The following is a 21,711-nucleotide window of genomic DNA, read 5'->3' on the forward strand; positions in this document are numbered from 1 at the left end:
CATAACTTTAAGAAAAAACCAATAACAATGAAATTGATAAAAAAAGGGCTAATTTTAGTTGGATTGTTAAGTTTAACCCTGCTTTTTGTGTTTGCTAAACAAGACGCAAATACCGATACCAACTTTGAAAAGCAACTAATAAACGATTATAATGTGTACGCCTTACAAATGCCCATTAATTTGGACTTTGCAGGGGAACCTGTTCCGCTAAACAACCCGGATATTTACGAGCGTATGGATAGGGAGCTGCTGGTTAATACATACTGGCAGTCTAATGGCTTGCTTATGTTTAAACGGGCCAAAAAATATTTTCCAGTAATAGAACCTATCTTAGCCAAACATGGCGTTCCAGACGATTTCAAATACTTGGCCGTTATAGAAAGTGGTTTAACCAACGCTGTTTCCCCGGCAGGAGCCAGAGGTGTATGGCAAATTATGCCAGCAACGGCGCGCGAATACGGTTTGGAAGTAAACGATAATGTAGATGAGCGTTACCATTTAGAAATGGCCACAGAAGTGGCTTGCGAGTATTTAAAAAAATCGAAAGAAAAATTTGGTTCCTGGACGCTAGCCGCTGCCGCATATAATGCCGGAATGGCTGGTATTTCCAGACGTTTGGAGGAGCAAAACGTTACCGATTATTACGATCTGTTATTAAATGAAGAAACAGGCCGATACATGTTTCGTATTGTTGCTTTAAAAGAAATTTTAAGCAATCCTACGCGTTATGGTTTTAATTTTAGAGACAAAGATTTGTATAAACCGGTGCCTACATATCAAGTTGCTGTGGATACAGCTGTAACGGATTTCACCGCTTTTTCAGAAACCTTTAATATTAACTATAAAATATTAAAAATTCACAATCCGTGGCTGCGTGAACCATTTTTGAATAATAAATCTAGAAAATTATACCAAATCGCCATACCAGAGGCTGGTTATTATGATACCAAACCATAAATGATGGCGCTGGTTAAAGATAATATCTGGATCATCCTAATTGCCTTAAATTATGTCTTGGCAATTACGGCAGCAACAACCATTTTACTTAAAAATATAAATCCCACTAAAACCATTTCCTACATTCTGGTTTTAGTGGTTTTTCCTTTTTTGGGCTTACTGGTTTACTATTTTTTTGGGCAAGAATACCGCAAGAATAAAATTTTTAATAGGAAAAATATTTTAAACGAACAGATTGTCAAGAAAATAGGTGAAGATTACACGCTAACCGCACAACAAAAACAAGAATTGAATGCCTATTTAGACGAAAAAATTAAACTGGTTGAACTACTTAAAAATAATAAAAGCACGCCCGTTACGTTACGCAATGATGTTTATATTATAAAAAATGCCAAGGAGAAATTTGAGCTGTTGTTTACCGATTTAAAACAAGCCACCAACCATATACATTTGGAATATTATATTCTAAAAGATGACACTATTGGTACAGAGTTAATAAATATTTTATGCCAAAAAGCAAAGGAAGGCGTTAAAGTGCGATTGAGTTTTGACGATGTAGGCAGTAGTATTTCGGCCAAAACAAAAAATAAAATGACCGAAAGTGGTGTCCATTTTTTTGCCTTTATGCCCGTGTTGTTTCCGCGTTTTACGGGTAAAATGAACTACAGAAATCACCGAAAAATTGCTATTATCGACGGGAAGATAGGCTATTTAGGTGGAATAAATATATCAGATAATTATGTAAATTATGAGCAATCAAACAGGTACTGGCGCGATACCCATGTGCGCATAAAAGGCGAGGCGTTAAAACCCCTCCAAATTCATTTTTTAATGACTTGGGATTTTGTTTCTAATGCTAGCTGTAACATCACGGAACAATTATTTCCAGATACAGAAATTGCTACCAAAAAGGCTGTTCAAATTGCAGCTAGTGGCCCCGATACAGATTGGGCAAATATTATGGAAGCCATGTTTGTGGCTATAAATACAGCAGAAAAATATATTTATATTACAACGCCTTATTTTATTCCAAACGATGAAATAGTAACCTCTTTACAAATTGCAGCAAAAAGTGGTGTAGATGTTAGGTTGCTAATTCCAAAGCAATCCGATTCCTGGACAGCTAAACACGCTACCAATTCGTACATTATGCGTTTGTTGGAAGCCAAGGTAAAAGTTTATAGGTATACCAAAGGTTTTATTCATGCAAAAACCATGGTGGTAGACGATGTGTTTTGTACTATTGGTACGGCAAATTTAGATTTCCGCAGCTTTAATATAAACTTCGAAATTAATGCTTTAATTTACAATAAAGACACGAGTAAACAATTGAAAGCATTGTTTTTAGAAGACATAACAAATAGCCAGGAAATAGACATACAAGCATGGCAACAACGGTCTAAATTTACCAAAATAAAGGAATCTTATTGCCGACTGTGGTCGCCTTCACTCTAATTTAGCGTCTTCTGCCGCGCATTTGGTTTCTGCCAAAATGTTGGTTAGGTCCTTGAGCGCGTTTCATGTTTTCTTTCATCATTTTAATCTGATCTGTTAACATGTTACGCTTGTCAAGTTTTTGCGCTTCGCCTAACAGTAGCTTGGCTTCATTTTTTCTATTTTTAGTAAACGCAATGCCCGCTAAATTTAATTTAGCCATGGCCAAATCATGATCCATAGATAAGCCCAAAGAAACCGCCTTTTTAAAATGTTTTTCGGCTTCATTCATATTGGATTGCGAAACCATTATGCCATGCAGATAATAGTAATATCCTTCCTGCTTGCGCACCAAAGCACTGCTAGGGTTTTTAATTTTAGAAAGCCATTTTTTTGCACCTTCAAAATCTTGTTTTCGTAACCGTAAAAATGCTAATAGTATAAATTCGTTTTTAAAATACAGGAATATAAATACGGTAGATAGTAAAATATACATAATACCGTTTCCTATATTGCCTTCTGTAAATTGATAAATGGCAAAGGCAATAATCCCTGCAGCAATAATTAATTTTATAATTTTATTATACATAACGCGTTTTTAAGTAGTTAAAATAACAAATGTTGTGGTGTAATAGACCAAATATGCTGCAAATATACTGTGTTACCCCGAGTTTTTGAAGTCGGTTGCCCTGTTTTTATTACAAAAAATAGCACCGTTTGGTGATTTATGGTTTTTACAATAATGTGCAAATCCTATGACGAAGCAAGAACTAATTAACAATCAGTCAACTAGGCTGTCAAAAGCCAAGCCGTTAAAGCAATACAGCCAAGGTGCTAGTTGGTTAAAATAATTTCTAATAAGGTTTGTTTAATAAAAAAGGGTTTGTATATTTGCACGGCATTTTAGTAGTGTATGCTAAAACTGCACCAATCCTAATTAAGAAGACTTTAAAGATATAAGTAATGAGTAAAAGAACATTTCAGCCGTCAAAAAGAAAAAGAAAAAACAAGCACGGCTTCAGAGAGAGAATGGCTACCGCTAATGGAAGAAAAGTACTTGCTAGAAGACGAGCTAAAGGCAGAAAGAAATTATCTGTATCTTCAGAGTTAAGACATAAAAAATAATGAATTAACAATTGTTAATATATAAAGGTGTTGCTGTTTAGTAACGCCTTTTTTTATACCCATACGTTAACTACTTTTGCAAAAAAACAATTAAACATGCCTAAAAATAAAAACATAAAGTCCGTTCTGCTTATTGGTTCAGGTCCTATAGTTATTGGTCAAGCTTGTGAATTTGATTATTCAGGAACGCAAGCTTTGCGCTCCCTACGCGAGGATGGTATTGAAACCATTCTTATTAATTCCAATCCAGCTACTATCATGACAGACCCAACCATGGCAGATCATGTGTACCTGTTGCCCCTAACCACAAAATCTATTGTAAAAATTCTTAAAGAGCACCCACAAATTGATGCTGTGTTACCAACAATGGGTGGTCAAACAGCTCTTAATTTAGCAATTGAGGCGGAAGACAAAGGCATCTGGAAAGATTTTAATGTAGATTTAATAGGCGTGGATATTGAAGCCATTAATATTACCGAAGACCGCGAGAAATTTAGGGAACTAATGCTTAAAATAGGCATTCCTATGGCCCCTCAAGCTACGGCAACTTCGTTTTTAAAAGGGAAAGAAATTGCCCAGGAATATGGTTTCCCGTTGGTTATTAGAGCCTCCTACACCCTAGGTGGCGCCGGCGCTTCTATAGTGCATAAAGAGGAGGATTTTGATGAATTGCTAACCCGTGGTTTAGAAATATCGCCCATCCATGAGGTGATGATAGATAAAGCATTATTAGGTTGGAAGGAATACGAATTAGAGTTATTACGCGATAAAAATGATAATGTAGTTATTATTTGTACCATTGAAAATATGGATCCGATGGGAATTCATACAGGCGATTCCATTACTATTGCGCCAGCTATGACCTTATCGGATAAAACATTCCAGCGTATGCGCGATATGGCTATACACATGATGCGCAGTATAGGCGATTTTGCCGGTGGTTGTAATGTGCAGTTTGCTGTTAGCCCGGACGACAAGGAGGATATAATTGCAATTGAAATTAACCCGCGTGTTTCCCGTTCATCTGCTTTAGCTAGTAAAGCAACCGGGTATCCAATTGCAAAGGTTGCTTCAAAACTGGCAATTGGTTATAATCTGGACGAACTTACTAATCAAATTACGGGCTCCACATCGGCTTTATTTGAACCAACGTTGGATTATGTGGTGGTTAAAATTCCTCGTTGGAATTTCGATAAGTTTGAAGGATCGGACAGAACTTTAGGTTTACAAATGAAAGCAGTGGGCGAGGTTATGGCCATTGGGCGTTCCTTTCAGGAGGCCTTGCACAAGGCTACGCAATCCTTGGAAATTAAGCGAAATGGTTTGGGAGCAGATGGTAAAGGTTATAAAAACTACGACCAAATTATTGAAAAACTTACCAATGCCAGCTGGGACCGTGTGTTTGTAATATACGATGCCATCCAAATGGGCATTCCTTTAAGCAGAATACACGAGATTACAAAAATAGACATGTGGTTCCTTAAGCAATACGAGGAGTTGTATTATTTGGAAAAGGAAATTTCTACTTACACCATCGATACCATTAATAGAGAGCTCCTTTTGGAAGCAAAACAAAAAGGTTATGGCGACAGGCAAATTGCGCACATGCTAAACTGTTTAGAGAGTCAGGTGTATAGCAAACGCGAAGCCTTCAAAATAAAACGTGTGTATAAACTAGTGGATACCTGTGCGGCCGAATTTAAAGCCGAAACACCTTATTATTACTCGACCTTTGAAAATGAAATGAGCACCGCTAATGGGACGGTATTGCCAGCCAATGAAAGTGTGGTTTCAGATAAAAAGAAAATTATAGTTTTAGGTTCTGGACCAAATAGAATAGGGCAGGGAATTGAGTTTGATTATTGCTGTGTACATGGTGTCTTAGCCGCAGCGGAATGTGGTTATGAAACAATTATGATTAATTGTAACCCAGAAACGGTTTCAACAGATTTTGACATTGCAGATAAATTGTATTTTGAACCAGTGTTTTGGGAGCATATTTACGACATTATTCAACATGAAAAACCCGAAGGTGTAATCGTGCAACTAGGAGGCCAAACGGCCTTAAAATTAGCCGAAAAATTAGACAGATATGGTATAAAAATTATTGGAACTACCTACCAATCGCTAGATTTAGCTGAAGACAGAGGTAGTTTTTCTAAATTACTTAAAGAAAATAATATTCCATATCCTAAATTTGATGTGGCCACCAATGCAGATGAAGCGCTTGCTATTGCCGATGTGCTCGATTTCCCTATTCTAGTAAGGCCATCATATGTTTTAGGCGGTCAAGGCATGAAAATAGTTATTAATAAAAAAGAACTGGAAAAACATGTAGTTGATTTATTAAGACAGATGCCCGATAATAAACTGCTTCTAGATCATTATTTAGATGGCGCCATAGAGGCCGAGGCGGATGCTATTTGCGACGGCGAAAATGTTTACATTATTGGTATCATGGAGCATATTGAGCCTTGTGGTATTCACTCCGGTGACAGCAATGGCGTACTACCACCATTTAATTTGGGTAATTTAGTTATTCAGCAAATAAAAGACCATACCAAAAAAATTGCTTTAGCGCTAAACACTGTTGGCTTAATTAATATTCAGTTTGCTATAAAAGATGATGTCGTGTATATTATTGAAGCGAACCCAAGGGCTTCCCGAACAGTACCATTTATTGCCAAAGCGTATGGCGAGCCTTATGTAAATTATGCAACCAAAGTGATGTTGGGAGCAAAAAAAATAAGCGATTTTAATTTTAATCCAAAATTAAAAGGTTACGCCATTAAACAACCTGTTTTCTCTTTCGATAAGTTTCCAAATGTAAATAAACAGTTAGGACCAGAAATGAAGAGTACCGGCGAGAGTATCTTATTTATTGATAATTTAAAAGACGACGATTTTTACAACTTGTACGCCAGACGAAAAATGTATTTAAGTAAATAAAAACCAACGGTTATTAAGAGTTTTTTGGCATTATTTTTGCCAATATTACATTATTTTTGAATAGGTTTAATTTCCTAAAAATGCTGTAAATGATAAAAAAATTACACTTAATAACCGTTTTATTTTTTTGTAATACTGTTTTTCCTCAAATAGCTGCTGGTCAAGTAGACGATTTTGAGGATGGCACAGTGCTTAACTGGACTATTGGTGTAGCTAGCGCTGGAACTGAAAATATAAGTTCTGGTGGTCCAAATGGGCAAAACGATAGGTTTCTGTCGTATACCGCTACAGGATTGAGCGGTCCGGCAGGTAGAGTGGTAATTTTTAATGCCAATGCCCAATGGTCTGGTAACTTTATTTCAGAAAATATTCTTGAAATTCAGTTTCAAGCACGAGCTATTACCAATGATTTACACCTCCGATTAGCTTTTCAAGGGCCTATGGGTACCCGCATTGTTTCTACAAACCCCGTATTGGTACCCGAAGGTTCTGGATGGACAACTGTTTCCATACCTATAAATGAATCGGCTTTTATCGTGGTACAAGGTCCGGCTTCTGTTTTGGATGTTCTTGAAGCTGTTTCTACCATGCGTATTTTAAGTAATCCTGTAATTGACAATTGGAAAGGCGAATTAATTGCAGCCACTATGAATATTGATAATATTACAGCTTCTACCACATTAGGAGTACCTAAACAACAAAACAATATCTCTTTTTCAATTTACCCCAATCCAGGAACAAATAGGTTAAATGTAGGGTTGCCACCTAACCATAATTTTTCTAAACTGGCTGTTTATAATATTTTAGGAAGTAAAGTTTACGAAGGGCCTATTAATGCGGTTAAAGCCTCTGTAAATATTAGTCAGTGGCCCAATGGTGTCTATTTAGTACAGGTTTCGAACGCCAAAAAAACCATCTCTAAGCGTTTTGTAAAGCAGTAGTAAGTTTGGTGTTATATTAAAGTTATATAAAGTATACCAGTTACAACAGCTATTCCAAAGCTAATTAAGGTGCCTATTAAAACGTATTCTGTAAGCTTTCGGTGTTTAGCCTCTTTTAAATCGCCAAATCTGAAAACCGATTTGGCCGTTATTAAAAAGCCCACGGCTTCCCAATGGCCCATAATTATAAATATAAAAACCAATAAGCGCTCTAGAACACCAATGTACATGCCAGCATGAGCAAGTGATTCGCTAGTTTTGGTTAATTTCTTTATGTCCCACTTACTAAACACAACTTGCATAATGATAGCTGTTGGTTTGGTTAAAAAAATAAGGCAGGTAAGGAGTAGTAAAGCACTTGTAGTGGGCAAATTAAGGGCTAATATACTGGTATTGGTATATAGCAGAAATACCACAAAAATGGCGGTTAAATGCAATGCTTGATCTATAAAAAACCAAATGCGTTTGGTTGCTTTAGTTTGAAAAATTAGTTTAACGGCATCTATTATTAAATGCAAAACACTTAACATTAGTATTAAAGGCCAATAGCTAAAATCCCAAATAAGAAGAAATAATAAAGCAGCGTGCAAGGCTACATGAGCATAAAGAACAACCGATTTAAGTTTGTTTTTTTCCTTGTTTTTAACCCACGATTTTGGCTGCAAAATAAAATCGCCAAGAATATGTGCAAGAATCAATTTTACTAGTAAAATCATGGTTTTAGCTGGTTAATTTCAGATTCAAATAAAGTATTTAGTTCTAATAATTCGTCCAAATGTGCCCGTTTTATGCGCTTACTAACAGCATCTTGACTTATGTGAAGCATATCTGCTAATTCCTGCTGAATAGCGTTTGGGTTTTCCAAATAAATTTTAACCACTTCAGCGGAATTGGCTGTCCAATTATCCATAACTAAAGATGCAAACTTAAAAAAGAGATTAAAGTGGGTGGTTACTTGGTTGTTAGGACATTTTAATTTTAAACTTATTTTATTTTTTTTTAAACCCTCTAGCGTCTCTCCTGAAAACTGAAAGGCTTCGCCATTGGATTCCGATACGGTTTGTCCGGTGTAGCTTTTATTACCAATACCTATAGCCATTCTTACATCCAAATTTTTAAGTGTTTTTAAGCAAGCCTTTAGGTATATGGCGCTTATAAAGCTGCGTTCTGGTAGTGTAATTTCAATTTGAAAACTATCGCCTCTGTATAGCTCCCACAAGGATTGATTGGGTTCTAAAGTAAGCAAGGCTTGCCGAAGAAGCGGTAACCACAGGCTAGGCTGGGTGCTTTTTGAATTTATAATATCGCCGGTTATTACAGCTATCATGGAAAACTTTTTGTTTGAAATGAATCATTAATTCTACAATAATATGCTTTTATAATGGCATAAAATTAATTATGCTTTAAAAAAGGAATAACTAAATATCGTCATTTTTTACCAATCTGCAAACGGCTACCTATTTAATTTAAAGATTTAAACATAGAAATACAGCTTTTTAAACCAAAATACAACAAGCTGTTGAGGCATTACAATGCTATTTTGATGTTGTGTTTTTGAAGTTCGTTTAAATAATTTTCTAGAACAAAGTCTTTGCTCTGAAATTCTTTTTTATTCTGGCGTTTTGCCTTATTACGCTCTAGGGCGTGCAAAAAACGTCTGATTTCCTCTTCGGAGCTTAAAATAAGTCCGGGTACGGTTGCCGATTTCCCCGTTTCGTCCTTGGCAACCATGGTAAAGTACGACGAATTACAATGTTTAATATGTCCGGTTTTTATGTTTTCAGCCTCCACACGAATGCCAACCACCATGGACGTATTACCCACATAATTAATAGATGCCTTTAAGGTTACAATTTCGCCAATTTCAATGGGTTCCAAAAAATTTACCGTATCCACCGATGCCGTAACGCAATAATGTTTGGAGTGTTTTGCGGCGCAAGCAAATGCTATTTGGTCCATGAGATTTAGTAAATAACCACCATGAATTTTTCCACCAAAATTAGAATGCGATGGCTGCATAAGTTCGGCTATGCTTGTGCGTGAACTGGCAACTGTTTTAAAAAGTTTCGACATAGTACTGTACTTTAGTTAGTTTCTTCAACTACTTTGGTTATAAAATATTTAGTATCACCTATCCAAAATAAGGTATTGTAGCGCTCAAAGTAGTGCAGCTTAACCTCTTTGCCTTGTAGGTCTTTTAAATCGTTAATAACTTGAGTTTCGTGTTTTTCAACCGAAAATTTGAAATGCTGTGATTCAGAAACCCCCTGGCTTATTTCGCCTTCCCAAGTTTTAAAAAATACACCTTTTTTACTAAACTTAACCAGTTCACCAGCGCGAATACCTTCGCTATAACTTACTTTATAAATAAAGATAAAGCCACCTGCTGCCATAAGGATAAGTGCTACTAGTATTAAAATTAATATGCGTTTCATAAAGCAAGGAACTGACTATTGTTAGTAAGTTGTTTTAAATTTTACAATGTGTTTTCATCACCTGTAGCACGTTGTACAATGGCTTCGGGTAACGATTTTTTGGCTTTTGCCCCCATTTTTTTCAATTTTTCAATGCGCCCTATAATGTTGCCTTTGCCATCTACAAGCTTATTCATAGCGGCTGCATAGTCTGTTTTAGCTAAATCTAACTTTTTGCCTACATTGGTTAAGTCGGTTATTAAACCTTCAAATTTATCGTAAAGCGCCCCAGCTTGTTTGGCTATTTCTAATGCGTTACGTTGCTGTTTTTCGGTGCTCCACATACTATCTATGGTGCGTAAGGTAGCTAATAAAGTGGTTGGTGTAACAATAACGATATTTTTTTCGAAGGCTTTATTATACAGTGTGTTATCTTCATTTAAAGCTATAGCAAATGCAGGTTCTATGGGAATAAACATAAGCACAAAGTCGGGCGATTCGATATCGTAAAGATCTTCGTATTTTTTATCGGAAAGCTGATCTACATGACGTTTAATGGAGTTTACATGTGCTTTAAGCCAAGCGGGTTTATCGGTATCTTCGGCATTAACTAAACGTTCGTAGTCTGTAAGCGATACTTTACTATCAATAATCATACGTTTATTATTGGGCAAATGCAACACCACATCTGGCAGCAAACGGGTTTGGTTAGTGGTGGTAAAACTTTGTTGTACAAAATATTCGCGGTTTTTTTCTAAACCAGATTTTTCCAAAACACGCTCAAGTACCAGCTCGCCCCAATTTCCTTGCATTTTGCTATCGCCTTTAAGCGCGCGAGTAAGGTTGGTAGCTTCTTTTGTCATTTGTTGGTTTAAATCTTTTAACCCTAAAAGCTGTTCTTTCAAGGCGGAATGCATGCTAATACTTTCTTTTTGGGTGTCTTCAACCTTTTTCTCGAACAGCTGAATCTTTTCTTGCAAAGGGTGTAATATTTGTTTAATATTCTCTTTGTTTTGACTTGTAAATTTTTCGCTTTTTTCATCTAAAATTTTTGATGCTAATAGCTCAAAATCCTTTCGCATTTGTGTTTGCTGCTCTAGCACATTAGCTTCCTGTTTTACTAGTTGCTCTTCCAGATTGTCAAAATCTGAATTGCGTTTGGCTAAAGCGGTTTGCAAGTGTTCTTTTTCTTGGCGTAATTTATACTGTTCGTCTTCTAATTTACCTATTGTTGTTTTATAATCTGATAGTTGCTGATTGAAAAAACTTTCGTGTCTTTTTAGGTCGTTTTGAAAGTTGGCTTGTAAGGTTGTAAGCTGCTGTTGTAAATTAGTGTTACGCTCTTGCAGAGTATTGCTGTCTCCTTTATGTCTTAGTTTGGCCATACTAAACCCAACAAAGGCACCAAAAGTTCCGGTTATAAGACTTACTAGAATAAGAAAAACACTATCGGTCATGATTATTAGTATAAAGATTATAGGTAAAGATAAAAAAAAGCGCTCTAGAAAGAGCGCTTTTATAATAGGTTATTAATGGTATTGGTTTTAATACCATCCACGCACATTATAAACCGTATTAGGCTGGTTGTTTCCATAAGCCACACCAACAGCTCTAGCTGCTTCTATGGTAGCTTTACGCAGCTCGAATTCTTGGAGTTTAATATCCCAATCTCTGTCTTGTAAATCGTTTACACGTTTTTCAATTTTAGAAAATAGGTTTTTTACCGCTTTAAAGCAATTTGCTTGCGGATCTACAGAGGCTAGTAAGTAGCCTGCTTCTTTGGCTGCGGCAATATCTTGATTAGCTACCCAAATAGCTTCGGCTTCCTGTAGTTTAAGTTTACAATCCGTATCGATTACTTTTTGGTACGTACTTTCAATTTTATTTTTAACCGTGTTAAAACAATCGGAGGCCGATGGTACACTTACCAATATAGCTAAAGCTCCTTCGTAATTATTTTGGTTTTCTAGAACAGCAGCCTCAGCTAATAGTTGTTTACAATTACTGTTGTAATAATCTATTATTTTAGCTTTGCCATTGCTTATAAAATCCTGTAATTTTTTATTGGACGGTTTTAATTGCTTAATAGCCTGCATGTAAGCTTTAGTTTCGTTGTTTCCAACACTTTTTAGCGTAAACGATTCGGTTGCAAATAAGTTTCCTGCAATGCCGTCGCCAATATATAAAGTCATTTCTAAATTGAGTGCAATTTTAGTAGGCGCCGAGCCAATAACATCTTTGCTCATAACCGTAATATTTGGGGTAATAATAAAGCGCGAATTTGCAACATCGTCGCTAATACCATTACTGGTTATAAGTTGGCCAAGTTTGTTTAATAACATGGCTTTTGCGTTATCTGGAATACCTTCAACTTGGTTGGGTATGTAAGCACCCAACGAGATGTTGTAGTTTGTGTCTTGGGCAACTAAAGTGGTTGCCATTAAGCCGATTACTAGGGTTATAATTTTTTTCATAATTGTCTTATTTACCTCCTAAAATTATTGTTGCGCGACCTAAACCTTTCATAACCAATTTATTTGGTATGGAGTAAGGCTCATTTTTTAAATAATCGCTTAATTCTTTTACAAATCTTCGCGCGTCTATGGCACGACCTTTATCGTTAAATAAAGGCATCCTTACTTGTTCAAACAATGCCATATTTTCCGTTATATCTGTGGTGTTATAGCGCCCTTTAACGGTGTTTTGGTCTAACCAATCTTCAATAATGAAACCCAATTCTTCGCCATCGTTGCCATATTCGGTTTCTAAATCGCCATCCCAATCGTCCCAAGTTTGAATTCTCACAATAATCTCGCGTCCATTTTCAAACATATCGTCAAAATGAAGTTGAAGCGTTTCGTTAAAATTATCTATATGTGCTAAAACCGCTTCTGATAAAAGTACCGGAATTTCGGCAGAAAATGAAGGTTCACCCGTGCCAACAGCCGTTGCTATTTGTTTATCTGTGTATGCGTCTAGACCTTGTAAATTAAACGAAATAGATTTTTTTGGCCCCATGGTGTTAACAGTCCATGTAAGCTGGATAATAATATCTGCTTTCGCAATTTTTTTCAACTCATCTATAGGGCTTTCAGTAATTTCAGCGCCGGATTTGGAGCTTCTCATATTATCTTCGGCTTCATTGGAGGCTAAAGTTTTTAAAGCAGATTCCATATTTTTTAATGGAAACCCACGCTCTGCCATTAAACCATTTATTTGGCTAATAACTTGGTTTACTTCGGCACTTTCTTGGAAAGCTCGTTTGTAATCGGGCACTTTTTCAATGTTACCTTGGTTTTCATAGGTGGTCATGTAGCCGTTTTCGTTAAACCAAACATCGCTAGGAATAACCATTAAGGTAGGTTTTTTAGCTTGGCTATATCCTAGTGCTACACAACAAACGGTTAGTGTAATTAAAATGTATTTTTTCATAATTTATATATTTAAAAACCTGCGTTTAGTGCACGCACAATACCTTCTTGTTCTAATCTTTTGCGTAATTGGTCGAATTGCACGCTTACAATAACACCAATTTTATACTCTCGTTTACTTACTTTTAGTCTGTCGCCTGCTGCAATACTACCGTCGGTTGCGGAACTTACGTATTTTAAGTATTCGCCACCGTCTTCAAAAAAGGCGTCGAAAAAAGCTTCGTGTTCTTCAGCCACCGTATAATCGGACACCAAAGGGTTTAAGGTGGTACAACCTTGATTTCCGCCAGCGTAACCAGTAAAAATTATACCATGCACAGCATTTTTCATACCTTGGGCTTTGGCGTGTTTTGGATTTTTGGAATAGGACCACACTTTAACAAGTTTGGCTCCTTTTTTGGCAATACCTTGGCATTCAATATCGTAACGAAAAATTTTGGTATCTCTGTTAGCTTTGTTTTTTTTCCATTGGGCGTTAGCGTTAAATCCGAAGCAGATGATGCCAACAAGTAATAAATAATGTTTTAGTTTCATAATTAATAGTTTTAGTTTATTTGTCTGATTAACATACCTTGATAGTATTTATTTTTGGCACCCTTAAAGGTGGTGTATTCTAATTCCGATGTGTTTTCTTCGGTTGCCATGAAGCGGTTATCCCAAATTTTATCTTTTTCAACACGAATAACCCCAACCCGTTTGTAGTCGGTTTCGCCATTTTTGGTTAAAATTTGCTCAAGTACTTCGTATTTATCATTTTTTTGTAAACCTTCTTTTAGGCCAATTTTTGCTGTAATAGGACTGCCACTTAACAGGGGTGTTTTGGTTCTAAATACCTCGTAGCTGCGCTGTAGTTTGGCTATTACGGCATCGGAAGCTTTTATGGTTGCTGTGGTTATTAATTCTTCGTCTGTTTTAGAGGTGTATTTCGTGCTTTGTAAATCGGCCCAAGCACTTTCCATACCTATATATTCTAATTTAAATAGGTTGGTTTCGTTAAAGGCTTGCACGCGTGTCGTATCCAGATTGGCATCTTCGGTCCAGTAATCGTTGTAAAATGTTGCAGCAACTTCTTCGTTCCAAACCAACTGGTATAAATAAGAATCGGTTTTTATAACATAGCCCTTGCCTAAAATATTAACGCCTTCGGCAGCGGTATCTACCACCAAGCTAACATCGCCAGCTCCGGCCTCTGCAGCTACTGCCGAGACTATGGAAAGAATGCCATTGGTTTTTTTTGCAATCTCCTCTTTGTTGGTGTATTTAAAGTTATTTACCACCACAAAGGTATTGCTTATAAGCTCTTCGCCAGCATCGGCAAGTAGGGCTGTACCACGTTCGCTATTTCTTGCCAATTTTACATCCAATTCTGTGGCATTATAATTACCTCGTTCGGATATTAAATCCATGTTAAAACCGCCCGTCTCGCTTCGGTTAAACCATTTAGCAATCATCATTTTTGCAATATCATTGGTGGTTAAAAAGTTAGTAATATTGTCGTGCTGTAATTGTTGCAATTCTTTTTTTGAAACGGTATCGTTTAAAACAATTGGAATGGTTCGTTGGTCTACAATATGGTCGTTAAATTTGTCTGGAATGGGGTAGTTTACAAACGAACTTTCTATGGTTTCTGAAAAGTTTTTGTTCGTGTCCGACACCATTAAAGTGTACAACGAGCTTCTTTTGTAGTCAAGATTGGTGGTATTTGTTTGCGCGAATACAGGCGCCACAACAATGGTAGCAATTGCCGCCAGTAATAGGTGTTTCATTAGAAATGGAATGAATTAAATGGTTTTAGTTAGTAATTGATTAGTAGCGTTATAATGAAACCTTTAATTCTCTGTTTGTGAGAATAGAAAGTTCATATTTAACGTGGATAAATATAGAAATTTAAACTAAATAGATGCATTTATTTTTAGTTTTTTAATGTCTTTGCTTTTTGTTTAAAACTATTTTTTACTTGGTAACAGGGCCAATAAAAAGTAGTTAATAGGAAGGTGTGGCTTACTTTTTTACTCTAAAACTACCCGTTTTAGTATCGAAAGCTATTAAGTCGGAAGGAAATAGAGCTTCAAAAACTTTTGCTGAAATGAGGTTACAAGGCGCGTCGGTGATAACCTTATTATTGGTTAACACCACCATGGTATCGCATAGTTGAATAGCCAAATCTATTTCGTGAGAAGAGAAAAGAATGGTTTTGTTTGTTTCTTTTACGAGTTTTTGAAGTAATTTTAAAATATAGGCTTTGTGGTACATATCTAGATGCGTGGTAGGTTCATCCAGAATAATTAGATCTGTGTCTTGAGCCAAAGCGCGGGCAATCATTACTTTTTGAAGTTGGCCATCGCTTAATTCATAGCATTTTTTATTTTTTAGTGCCCCAATATTGGTTTGTTCCAACGCTAAATTTACCATGCGCATATCGGTTTCCGATAGCTTACCAAGCCAATTGGTGTAGGGTTGTCTGCCAAGTGCAACGACTTCAAAAACCGATAAATTTTTAGACGCTATTTGTTCGGTTAAAACCACACTCATCGTTTTAGCTAATTGGCTGTTGCTGTAGGTGTCTAATAATTTTTTGTCTAAAAAAATACTGCCCGAAATTTGCGGTTGTACCCGTGTTAGGGTTCTTAAAAAAGTAGATTTTCCAATACCATTAGCACCAACTAGCCCTATTAACTGGCCCTTTTGAAGCGACATGTTTATGTTTTTACAAACTACAGTGGTGCTTTTTTTAGAAGTATAGCCAATAGTTAGGTTTTTAGTTTCTATTATGGTTGGTTTCGTATTTTTATTCACCTTATAATTGGGCTTAATTTATTAAAACATATTAAAACAGCATGTTCCGCTTGCGCACCAGCAACCAGATAACAACAGGCGCACCAATTAACGATGTAATGGCATTAATAGGTAAGGTGTAATCCGAGTTTGGAAGTTGTGCAATACAATCGCACAACAACATAACAATGGCACCTAGCAAAAATACGGCAGGAATTAAAACTTTATGGTTGGATGTGGTAAAAATTTGGCGTGTTATGTGTGGTATGGCAAGACCAATAAACGCTATAGGTCCTGCAAAGGCTGTAATAGTTCCTGCCAACAAGCTGGTAGCAATAATAATAAGTAACCTGCTTTGCGTAATATTTAAACCTAGACTTTTGGCATAATTTTCGCCTAGTAATAAGGAATTTAAAGCCTTAATAGAGGCCAGTGTTATTAAAAGACCACTGCCGTAAACTGCTACAAAAATTCCCAATTCTGCCCACGAAAGATTTCCTAAACTACCAAAGCCCCAGAAAATATATTGCTGCAGCTGTTCTGCGCTACTAAAATACGATAATACACTCACAACGGCCGTCGTAATGCTCCCAAACATAAGTCCTATAATAAGTAAAGCCATGGTGTCTCTAACCCTTGATGACACGATTAACACCGCTAATAACACTAAAAAACTACCTAAACTAGCGGCTATAATAATACTCCATTTAGAGCCTAAAAAAGCAGCAAAAACACCACCAAACATACCGGCACCTAAAATAACTAAAGCAACGCCTAAACTAGCACCGGAGCTAATGCCTAATACAAAAGGACCTGCCAACGGATTCCTGAAAAGTGTTTGCATTAATAAGCCAGAGATGCCCAAACCTGATCCCACTAAAATAGCAGTAAATGCTTTAGGTAGGCGGTATTCGGTTATAATGTAGGACCAAGACTCATGTTCCAAGGTGCCTAAAAAACTTTTAAAAATTGCAGAAAGTGGTATGGATACCGAGCCCAGACTTATGTTTAAACCAAAACAGAGTAACAGCAGCATGCCAAGCGTTATAAAGGAAAATGTGTATTTGGTATTCATAGTAAATATAAACCTAGCTGGGCAAATATCGGGTTATTGAAGCGGTTTAAAAAATTGCAATTCATAATTAACCAGTAATTCGGGGTGTGCTATTTTAACTAAATCCTTTAGCACCAAATCGGGTCTTGCCGTACCTAGTTCGTAGTAGGTTACACCACCGGTACTTCCTGTGGTGTTAACAAATGAATATATTTTATTTTCTTTAAATGGCTTAAATTTAGTGTAGTGTGCATTCGCTTTTTGCAAAGCACTAAAGGAATTATAGTACGAGGGGCTAATCCATAAATCGGCGTTTTTTGCAGTATCAAAAACTACCTCAAAACTCAATGCTAAACTGCCTTTGTTTGTACTGTTTTTCCAGAAAGAATTTAAATTGGCATCGCGTAATAATTGCGCTTCAGGACTGTTACCGCTTGGTAAGTACCAAATATCTTTATGCATGGCGCCGCTTAAAACCTGAATATTTTTATTGGTGTTTTTAGCGAGTTCTTTAGCTTCTAAATAATTGGTTTCTATGGTTTTAAAAATGCGATTTGCTTCGGCACCTTTATTAAATAAGGCTCCAAAAAATTTAATCCATTCTGCTTTTGCTAAAGGCGAATTTTCAACCCAATCGCCGTTGTAAATTACAGGAATACCTGCTTTTTGGATGGTTTCAAAACCCTGATTGTTGTTATCTATACCAAAGCCAATAACTACTTCGGGAAAAAGCTCGAGTAGCACTTCGGTATTTAAATTTTCCGTTTTACCTAACTCCCGAATAGCGCCAGAGGCAATTAGTTGGCGTGTTTTTTGGGACGAAATATAATCTGTTCCCGGGAAGCCAATAAGGGCGTTTTCTTCTTCCAAAAGTTCCAAAGCAGGAATGTGTGTGGTAGATGTTACTACTATTTTTGTTATGGGGACAGTAATAATGGCTGTGTACTGTTCAGATTCCGGTATGTTATTTCTGTCCTGATTCTTTTCTAATAACACATATTTGTACTGCTTTTGTGCATTGGGCCACGGATTATTAATGGTTAAAACTTTGTAGTGCTCATTTTCAGTTATGCTAAATCCTGTGGCGTATGTAAGCGGTAAACTATCCGCAACTTTCGAATTTGTTTTGGCACTATTAAGCGGTGTTTTTTTGCTTTGTGTGGTATCTTGACAACTGCTTAAAATTGTAAAAAAAAGAAGCCAGTAAAGAAATGTGTGTATTTGTAACTTTTGTAACATGAGCATTTTTAAAAATTGCGTAAATTTAGTTAAAATTAATTACTATGCGCGACGGATCTAATGTAATACTTTATGTAGTAGCTGGTTTCATAATTCTACATTTTGTAATTGGTTTTTTGTACCTAATGTATAAGTTTACCAAGAAAAAATAAACTTATTACTTCATATCTAAAAAGAATACTTACCTTTGCGGCGATTTTGGTTTAATGGTAATTTTGTTGTGTAAATAAATATGGCAACACCATTAATTAAAAGGGAATCTGGTGAAAATCCAGAGCTGTTCCCGCAACTGTAAGTTTTTATGCCCTTGTGGCATACCTCGTTTTCGAGATGCTATTACTGCAATAACCACTGGTTTATCTGGGAAGGTTTAATAGCGTAAAACAAGTCAGGAGACCTGCCAAAGTCGTAACCTTTAATTTAAGAGCTTTCGGGTAAAAGGCTCCATTAAATATGAAACGGCTTTTATTTTTTACTTGTTTAGTAGGTATTACTAGCACTTTGTGGTCGCAAACAGACTTAAACAAATTGCAACAATTGGAAGAGGTTCTGTTAAAATCAGATCCTGGTTTGTACCGTTTTTCGGATACGCAACAAACGCGTCAATTATCGGATACTATCTTAATTAGAAGTGCTAGTTCGCTAACCAATTTGTTAAACTACAACACGGGTATTTATTTTAAAGAAAATGGCTTGGGTATGGTATCTTCGGCGGCGTTTAGAGGTACTACGGCCCAGCAGACTGCAGTTATTTGGAATGGTATTAATATAAATTCACAGTTTAATGGGCAGACGGATTTTAATACCATAAATATTCGAAATTTTGATGCTGTAACCGTTCGTAGTGGTGGTGGTAGTGTCTTATACGGTAGTGGCGCCATTGGAGGGAGTGTTCACTTAAACAATACACTTCATTTTAACAAAGGTTTCAAAAACAAGTTATTTTTGCGTTACGGTAGCTTTAATACTTGGGATGGTAGTTTTAAAACCAGTATGAGCACGTCTAAATTTGTAATCAATTTAGATGTTAGCCGAGCAAGTTCTTCAAACGATTATACCTATGTTAACAGCAATTTAAAAAATACCAACGGGCAATACCACAACCAAGGTATAGCGGCAAACGTGGCATACAAGCTTAACGATAACCATACACTTAAATTTCATGGCTATGTTTTTGATGGTTTGCGTCATTTTTCTCAAATATTTTCCTCGGAAACACCAACAAAATACAAAGATTTTAACACCCGTAATTTGTTAGAATGGGTGGGTTTGTATAATGCTTTTACATCGCGTTTTAAGCTAGCCTATTTAACCGAAAAATACACCTATTTTTCCAATATTAATAATCCCACAGGTACTGGGGCGCTTGCCAATACGGTAGTTGCTAAGCATGATTTAGCTTTTCAGGTGACAGATAATTTACTGCTTAATTCGGTAATCGATTTTACTAAAACAACGGCCGAAGGCGCCTCTATACAGAAGGAAACCCGCAGCGTAACATCGTTTAATTTACTATTAAAACACCAATTAAGTAAACGTTTTTTATACGAAGTATCGGTAAGACAGGAACTCACCGAAAACTATAAAGCACCATTTTTATTTAACGCTGGTTTTAAATTTAATCCCGCCCGTTTTTATACGGTTACAGTAAACGGTTCGCGTAATTTTAGAATGCCAACCGTAAACGATTTATACTGGGATGGTAGCGGCAACACCAATTTAAAACCAGAAGACGCTTACCAGATAGAAACGAGCCATACCTTAAAATACAAAGGTTTAGAATTAGCACTTACCGGGTTTTACAACGATATTAATGATTTAATTAGATGGCTGCCTATTGGTACCAACTGGAAGCCCGTTAACACAGCACATGTTAAAACCTATGGTTTGGAAACAAGCCTGGGAATAATCCAGCAATTTTTGGCACATACTATTAATGTGGGTGCTAATTATAGCTATACGGTTTCGGAAGATCAGCGGACCAAAAAACAACTTATTTATGTGCCAAATCATAAGGCTACCGGTTGGTTTAACTATTATTTCAAAAACCTGTCTGCTTACTACCAACTTATGTATGTTGGCGATGTTTTTATTCTTTCGGATAATAATCCTAAATATACACTAGACGCCTATACTGTTTCCAATGCGGGTTTGGCCTATACCTTGGGCAACAGAAAACAGTATCATTTTGGCATTCAAATAAAAAACATCTTTAATAAAAACTATCAAAGCGTAGCCAACAGGTTTATGCCTGGTACTAATTATAATATTTATCTAAACCTTAATTTTTAAAAAACATGAAAAATCGAATTAAATTTTTAACCTTCATAATGGTATCTGCTTTTGTATTAAGCGCCTGTAGTAGTGATGACATAAATGATTTAGAAAGACCAGCAACGCTTGGTGCGTATGAAAATGGGTTATTAGTTATTGCCGAAGGAGGGAGTTCAATTTCTGGTTCCGTTTCCTTTATATCCAACGATTTTAGTACTACAGAAAATACTATATTTAGTAATACCAATGCCGAGGAGTTGGGTAGCTATGTACAAAGCATTGGTTTTAATGGGGGTTTGGCTTATATAGTTGTTCAAAATAACAACATTCATGTAGTAAACCGATACACATTTTTAAAGGATGCTACTATTTCATCAGGTTTAAACCTACCGCGTTACATGGCTTTTGCAAACGGTAAAGGATACGTAACTAATTGGGGCGATGGTTTTGATCCTACAGACGATTTTCTAGCCGTGGTAAATTTACAAACAAATGCTGTAGAAACAACCATACCAATGTCCGAAGGGCCAGAGCAAGTACTCGTGCATGACAACAAACTATACATTTCGCACAAAGGCGGTTATGGCTCCAATAATATTATTTCGGTAATGGATTTAAGCTCTAACATAATAAACACTATTACAGTTAACGATGTTCCAGACGAAATGTTTATTAATAGTGCGGGAGATTTAGTGGTTTTATCGGAAGGAAATTTAGCTTGGACAGGAAACGAATCTACTGCATCCATAACCACAATAAACCTAACTACTAATTCGGTTACCCAAACATTGGCTTTTGCAGATGGTTTACACCCAGAACAAATGGCCTACGATAATGGCAACATCTATTATACGTTAAATGGTGCCATATATAAAATGTCCGATTCAGCTACCTCATTACCATCCAGTCCCCTTATTAATTTAGGTAATATTACTACTTACGGAATGTCGGTTAAGAATGATAAGTTATTTGTAACAGACGCCAAGGATTATGTGTCGTTGGGAGATTTAATTGTTTACGATTTAAACACCAATGATAAAATACATACCTTTGAAGTAGGTTTAATTGCATCTAAAATTTACTTCAACTAAACCAGTATACAACCGCAAATATAACTG

General features: G+C 36.4%; 20 protein-coding genes and 1 riboswitch. Of the genes, 7 read left to right on the forward strand and 13 right to left on the reverse strand.

The window, feature by feature from the left end:
* Positions 1-27 precede the first annotated feature (27 nt).
* Positions 28-957, forward strand: coding sequence for a lytic transglycosylase domain-containing protein (locus ACFSQP_RS02280; protein ID WP_376891451.1), 930 nt, complete (start codon positions 28-30; stop codon positions 955-957).
* The gene (cls, locus tag ACFSQP_RS02285) at positions 958-2,412 is read left to right on the forward strand and encodes a cardiolipin synthase (RefSeq protein ID WP_376891452.1); all 1,455 of its coding nucleotides are present in this window, start codon (positions 958-960) and stop codon (positions 2,410-2,412) included.
* Position 2,413: 1 nt separating this feature from the next.
* Here the strand turns inward: cls and ACFSQP_RS02290 are convergent, their stop codons facing one another.
* Complete coding sequence (locus ACFSQP_RS02290; RefSeq protein WP_376891455.1) at positions 2,414-2,980, reverse strand: DUF2892 domain-containing protein; 567 nt, start codon at positions 2,978-2,980, stop codon at positions 2,414-2,416.
* Positions 2,981-3,354: 374 nt separating this feature from the next.
* Here ACFSQP_RS02290 and rpmH point away from each other — a divergent pair, with 374 nt between their 5' ends.
* From rpmH to ACFSQP_RS02305, 3 genes are all read left to right on the forward strand, one after another.
* Positions 3,355-3,516 (forward strand): 50S ribosomal protein L34, encoded by a 162-nt coding sequence (gene rpmH, locus ACFSQP_RS02295; protein WP_376891456.1) that lies wholly within the window; start codon positions 3,355-3,357, stop codon positions 3,514-3,516.
* A 96-nt stretch (positions 3,517-3,612) separates the two neighbouring features.
* On the forward strand, positions 3,613-6,465 hold the full coding sequence (carB, locus tag ACFSQP_RS02300) for a carbamoyl-phosphate synthase large subunit (protein ID WP_376891457.1): 2,853 nt from the start codon (positions 3,613-3,615) through the stop codon (positions 6,463-6,465).
* 89 nt (positions 6,466-6,554) lie between these two features.
* Positions 6,555-7,406 (forward strand): T9SS type A sorting domain-containing protein, encoded by an 852-nt coding sequence (locus ACFSQP_RS02305; RefSeq protein ID WP_376891458.1) that lies wholly within the window; start codon positions 6,555-6,557, stop codon positions 7,404-7,406.
* An 11-nt stretch (positions 7,407-7,417) separates the two neighbouring features.
* On the opposite strand, the gene ACFSQP_RS02310 is transcribed toward ACFSQP_RS02305, so the two are convergent.
* From ACFSQP_RS02310 to ACFSQP_RS02365, 12 genes are all read right to left on the reverse strand, one after another.
* Entirely contained in the window at positions 7,418-8,122 is a 705-nt protein-coding gene (locus ACFSQP_RS02310; RefSeq protein ID WP_376891459.1) for a DUF3307 domain-containing protein, read from the reverse strand.
* The gene (locus ACFSQP_RS02315; RefSeq protein ID WP_376891460.1) at positions 8,119-8,733 is read right to left on the reverse strand and encodes a transcriptional regulator; all 615 of its coding nucleotides are present in this window, start codon (positions 8,731-8,733) and stop codon (positions 8,119-8,121) included. Before ACFSQP_RS02315 ends, ACFSQP_RS02310 begins: the two co-directional genes overlap by 4 nt.
* 200 nt (positions 8,734-8,933) lie before the next feature.
* Complete coding sequence (locus tag ACFSQP_RS02320; RefSeq protein WP_376891461.1) at positions 8,934-9,479, reverse strand: acyl-CoA thioesterase; 546 nt, start codon at positions 9,477-9,479, stop codon at positions 8,934-8,936.
* 11 nt (positions 9,480-9,490) lie between these two features.
* On the reverse strand, positions 9,491-9,841 hold the full coding sequence (locus tag ACFSQP_RS02325; RefSeq protein WP_376891462.1) for a 6-phosphogluconate dehydrogenase: 351 nt from the start codon (positions 9,839-9,841) through the stop codon (positions 9,491-9,493).
* Positions 9,842-9,882: 41 nt separating this feature from the next.
* Positions 9,883-11,277: a DNA recombination protein RmuC gene (gene rmuC, locus ACFSQP_RS02330; RefSeq protein ID WP_376891464.1), complete on the reverse strand. Its 1,395-nt coding sequence runs from the start codon at positions 11,275-11,277 to the stop codon at positions 9,883-9,885.
* 87 nt (positions 11,278-11,364) lie between these two features.
* Positions 11,365-12,294 (reverse strand): hypothetical protein, encoded by a 930-nt coding sequence (locus tag ACFSQP_RS02335; protein WP_376891466.1) that lies wholly within the window; start codon positions 12,292-12,294, stop codon positions 11,365-11,367.
* Between the two features lie 7 nt (positions 12,295-12,301).
* The gene (locus tag ACFSQP_RS02340; RefSeq protein ID WP_376891467.1) at positions 12,302-13,252 is read right to left on the reverse strand and encodes a DUF6175 family protein; all 951 of its coding nucleotides are present in this window, start codon (positions 13,250-13,252) and stop codon (positions 12,302-12,304) included.
* A gap of 11 nt (positions 13,253-13,263) precedes the next feature.
* The gene (locus ACFSQP_RS02345) at positions 13,264-13,785 is read right to left on the reverse strand and encodes a hypothetical protein (RefSeq protein WP_376891468.1); all 522 of its coding nucleotides are present in this window, start codon (positions 13,783-13,785) and stop codon (positions 13,264-13,266) included.
* An 11-nt stretch (positions 13,786-13,796) separates the two neighbouring features.
* The gene (locus ACFSQP_RS02350) at positions 13,797-15,017 is read right to left on the reverse strand and encodes a hypothetical protein (protein WP_376891469.1); all 1,221 of its coding nucleotides are present in this window, start codon (positions 15,015-15,017) and stop codon (positions 13,797-13,799) included.
* Positions 15,018-15,252: 235 nt separating this feature from the next.
* The gene (locus ACFSQP_RS02355) at positions 15,253-16,047 is read right to left on the reverse strand and encodes an ABC transporter ATP-binding protein (RefSeq protein ID WP_376891471.1); all 795 of its coding nucleotides are present in this window, start codon (positions 16,045-16,047) and stop codon (positions 15,253-15,255) included.
* Between the two features lie 31 nt (positions 16,048-16,078).
* Positions 16,079-17,101: a FecCD family ABC transporter permease gene (locus ACFSQP_RS02360; RefSeq protein WP_376891473.1), complete on the reverse strand. Its 1,023-nt coding sequence runs from the start codon at positions 17,099-17,101 to the stop codon at positions 16,079-16,081.
* A 33-nt stretch (positions 17,102-17,134) separates the two neighbouring features.
* Positions 17,135-18,319, reverse strand: a complete 1,185-nt coding sequence (locus tag ACFSQP_RS02365; RefSeq protein WP_376891474.1) for an ABC transporter substrate-binding protein — start codon at positions 18,317-18,319, stop codon at positions 17,135-17,137.
* Positions 18,320-18,501: 182 nt separating this feature from the next.
* A riboswitch (cobalamin riboswitch) is annotated at positions 18,502-18,738 on the forward strand.
* Positions 18,739-18,772: 34 nt separating this feature from the next.
* On the opposite strand from ACFSQP_RS02365, the gene ACFSQP_RS02370 reads away from it, so the two are divergent.
* Positions 18,773-20,611, forward strand: coding sequence for a TonB-dependent receptor plug domain-containing protein (locus tag ACFSQP_RS02370; RefSeq protein WP_376891476.1), 1,839 nt, complete (start codon positions 18,773-18,775; stop codon positions 20,609-20,611).
* Positions 20,612-20,616: 5 nt separating this feature from the next.
* Positions 20,617-21,684 carry a YncE family protein gene (locus tag ACFSQP_RS02375; RefSeq protein ID WP_376891478.1) on the forward strand — a complete coding sequence of 356 codons (1,068 nt, stop codon included), beginning with the start codon at positions 20,617-20,619 and terminating at the stop codon, positions 21,682-21,684.
* Positions 21,685-21,711: the final 27 nt, after the last annotated feature.

The sequence above is a fragment of the Bizionia sediminis genome, assembly GCF_042684585.1.
Taxonomy (GTDB): Bacteria; Bacteroidota; Bacteroidia; order Flavobacteriales; family Flavobacteriaceae; genus Algorimicrobium; species Algorimicrobium sediminis.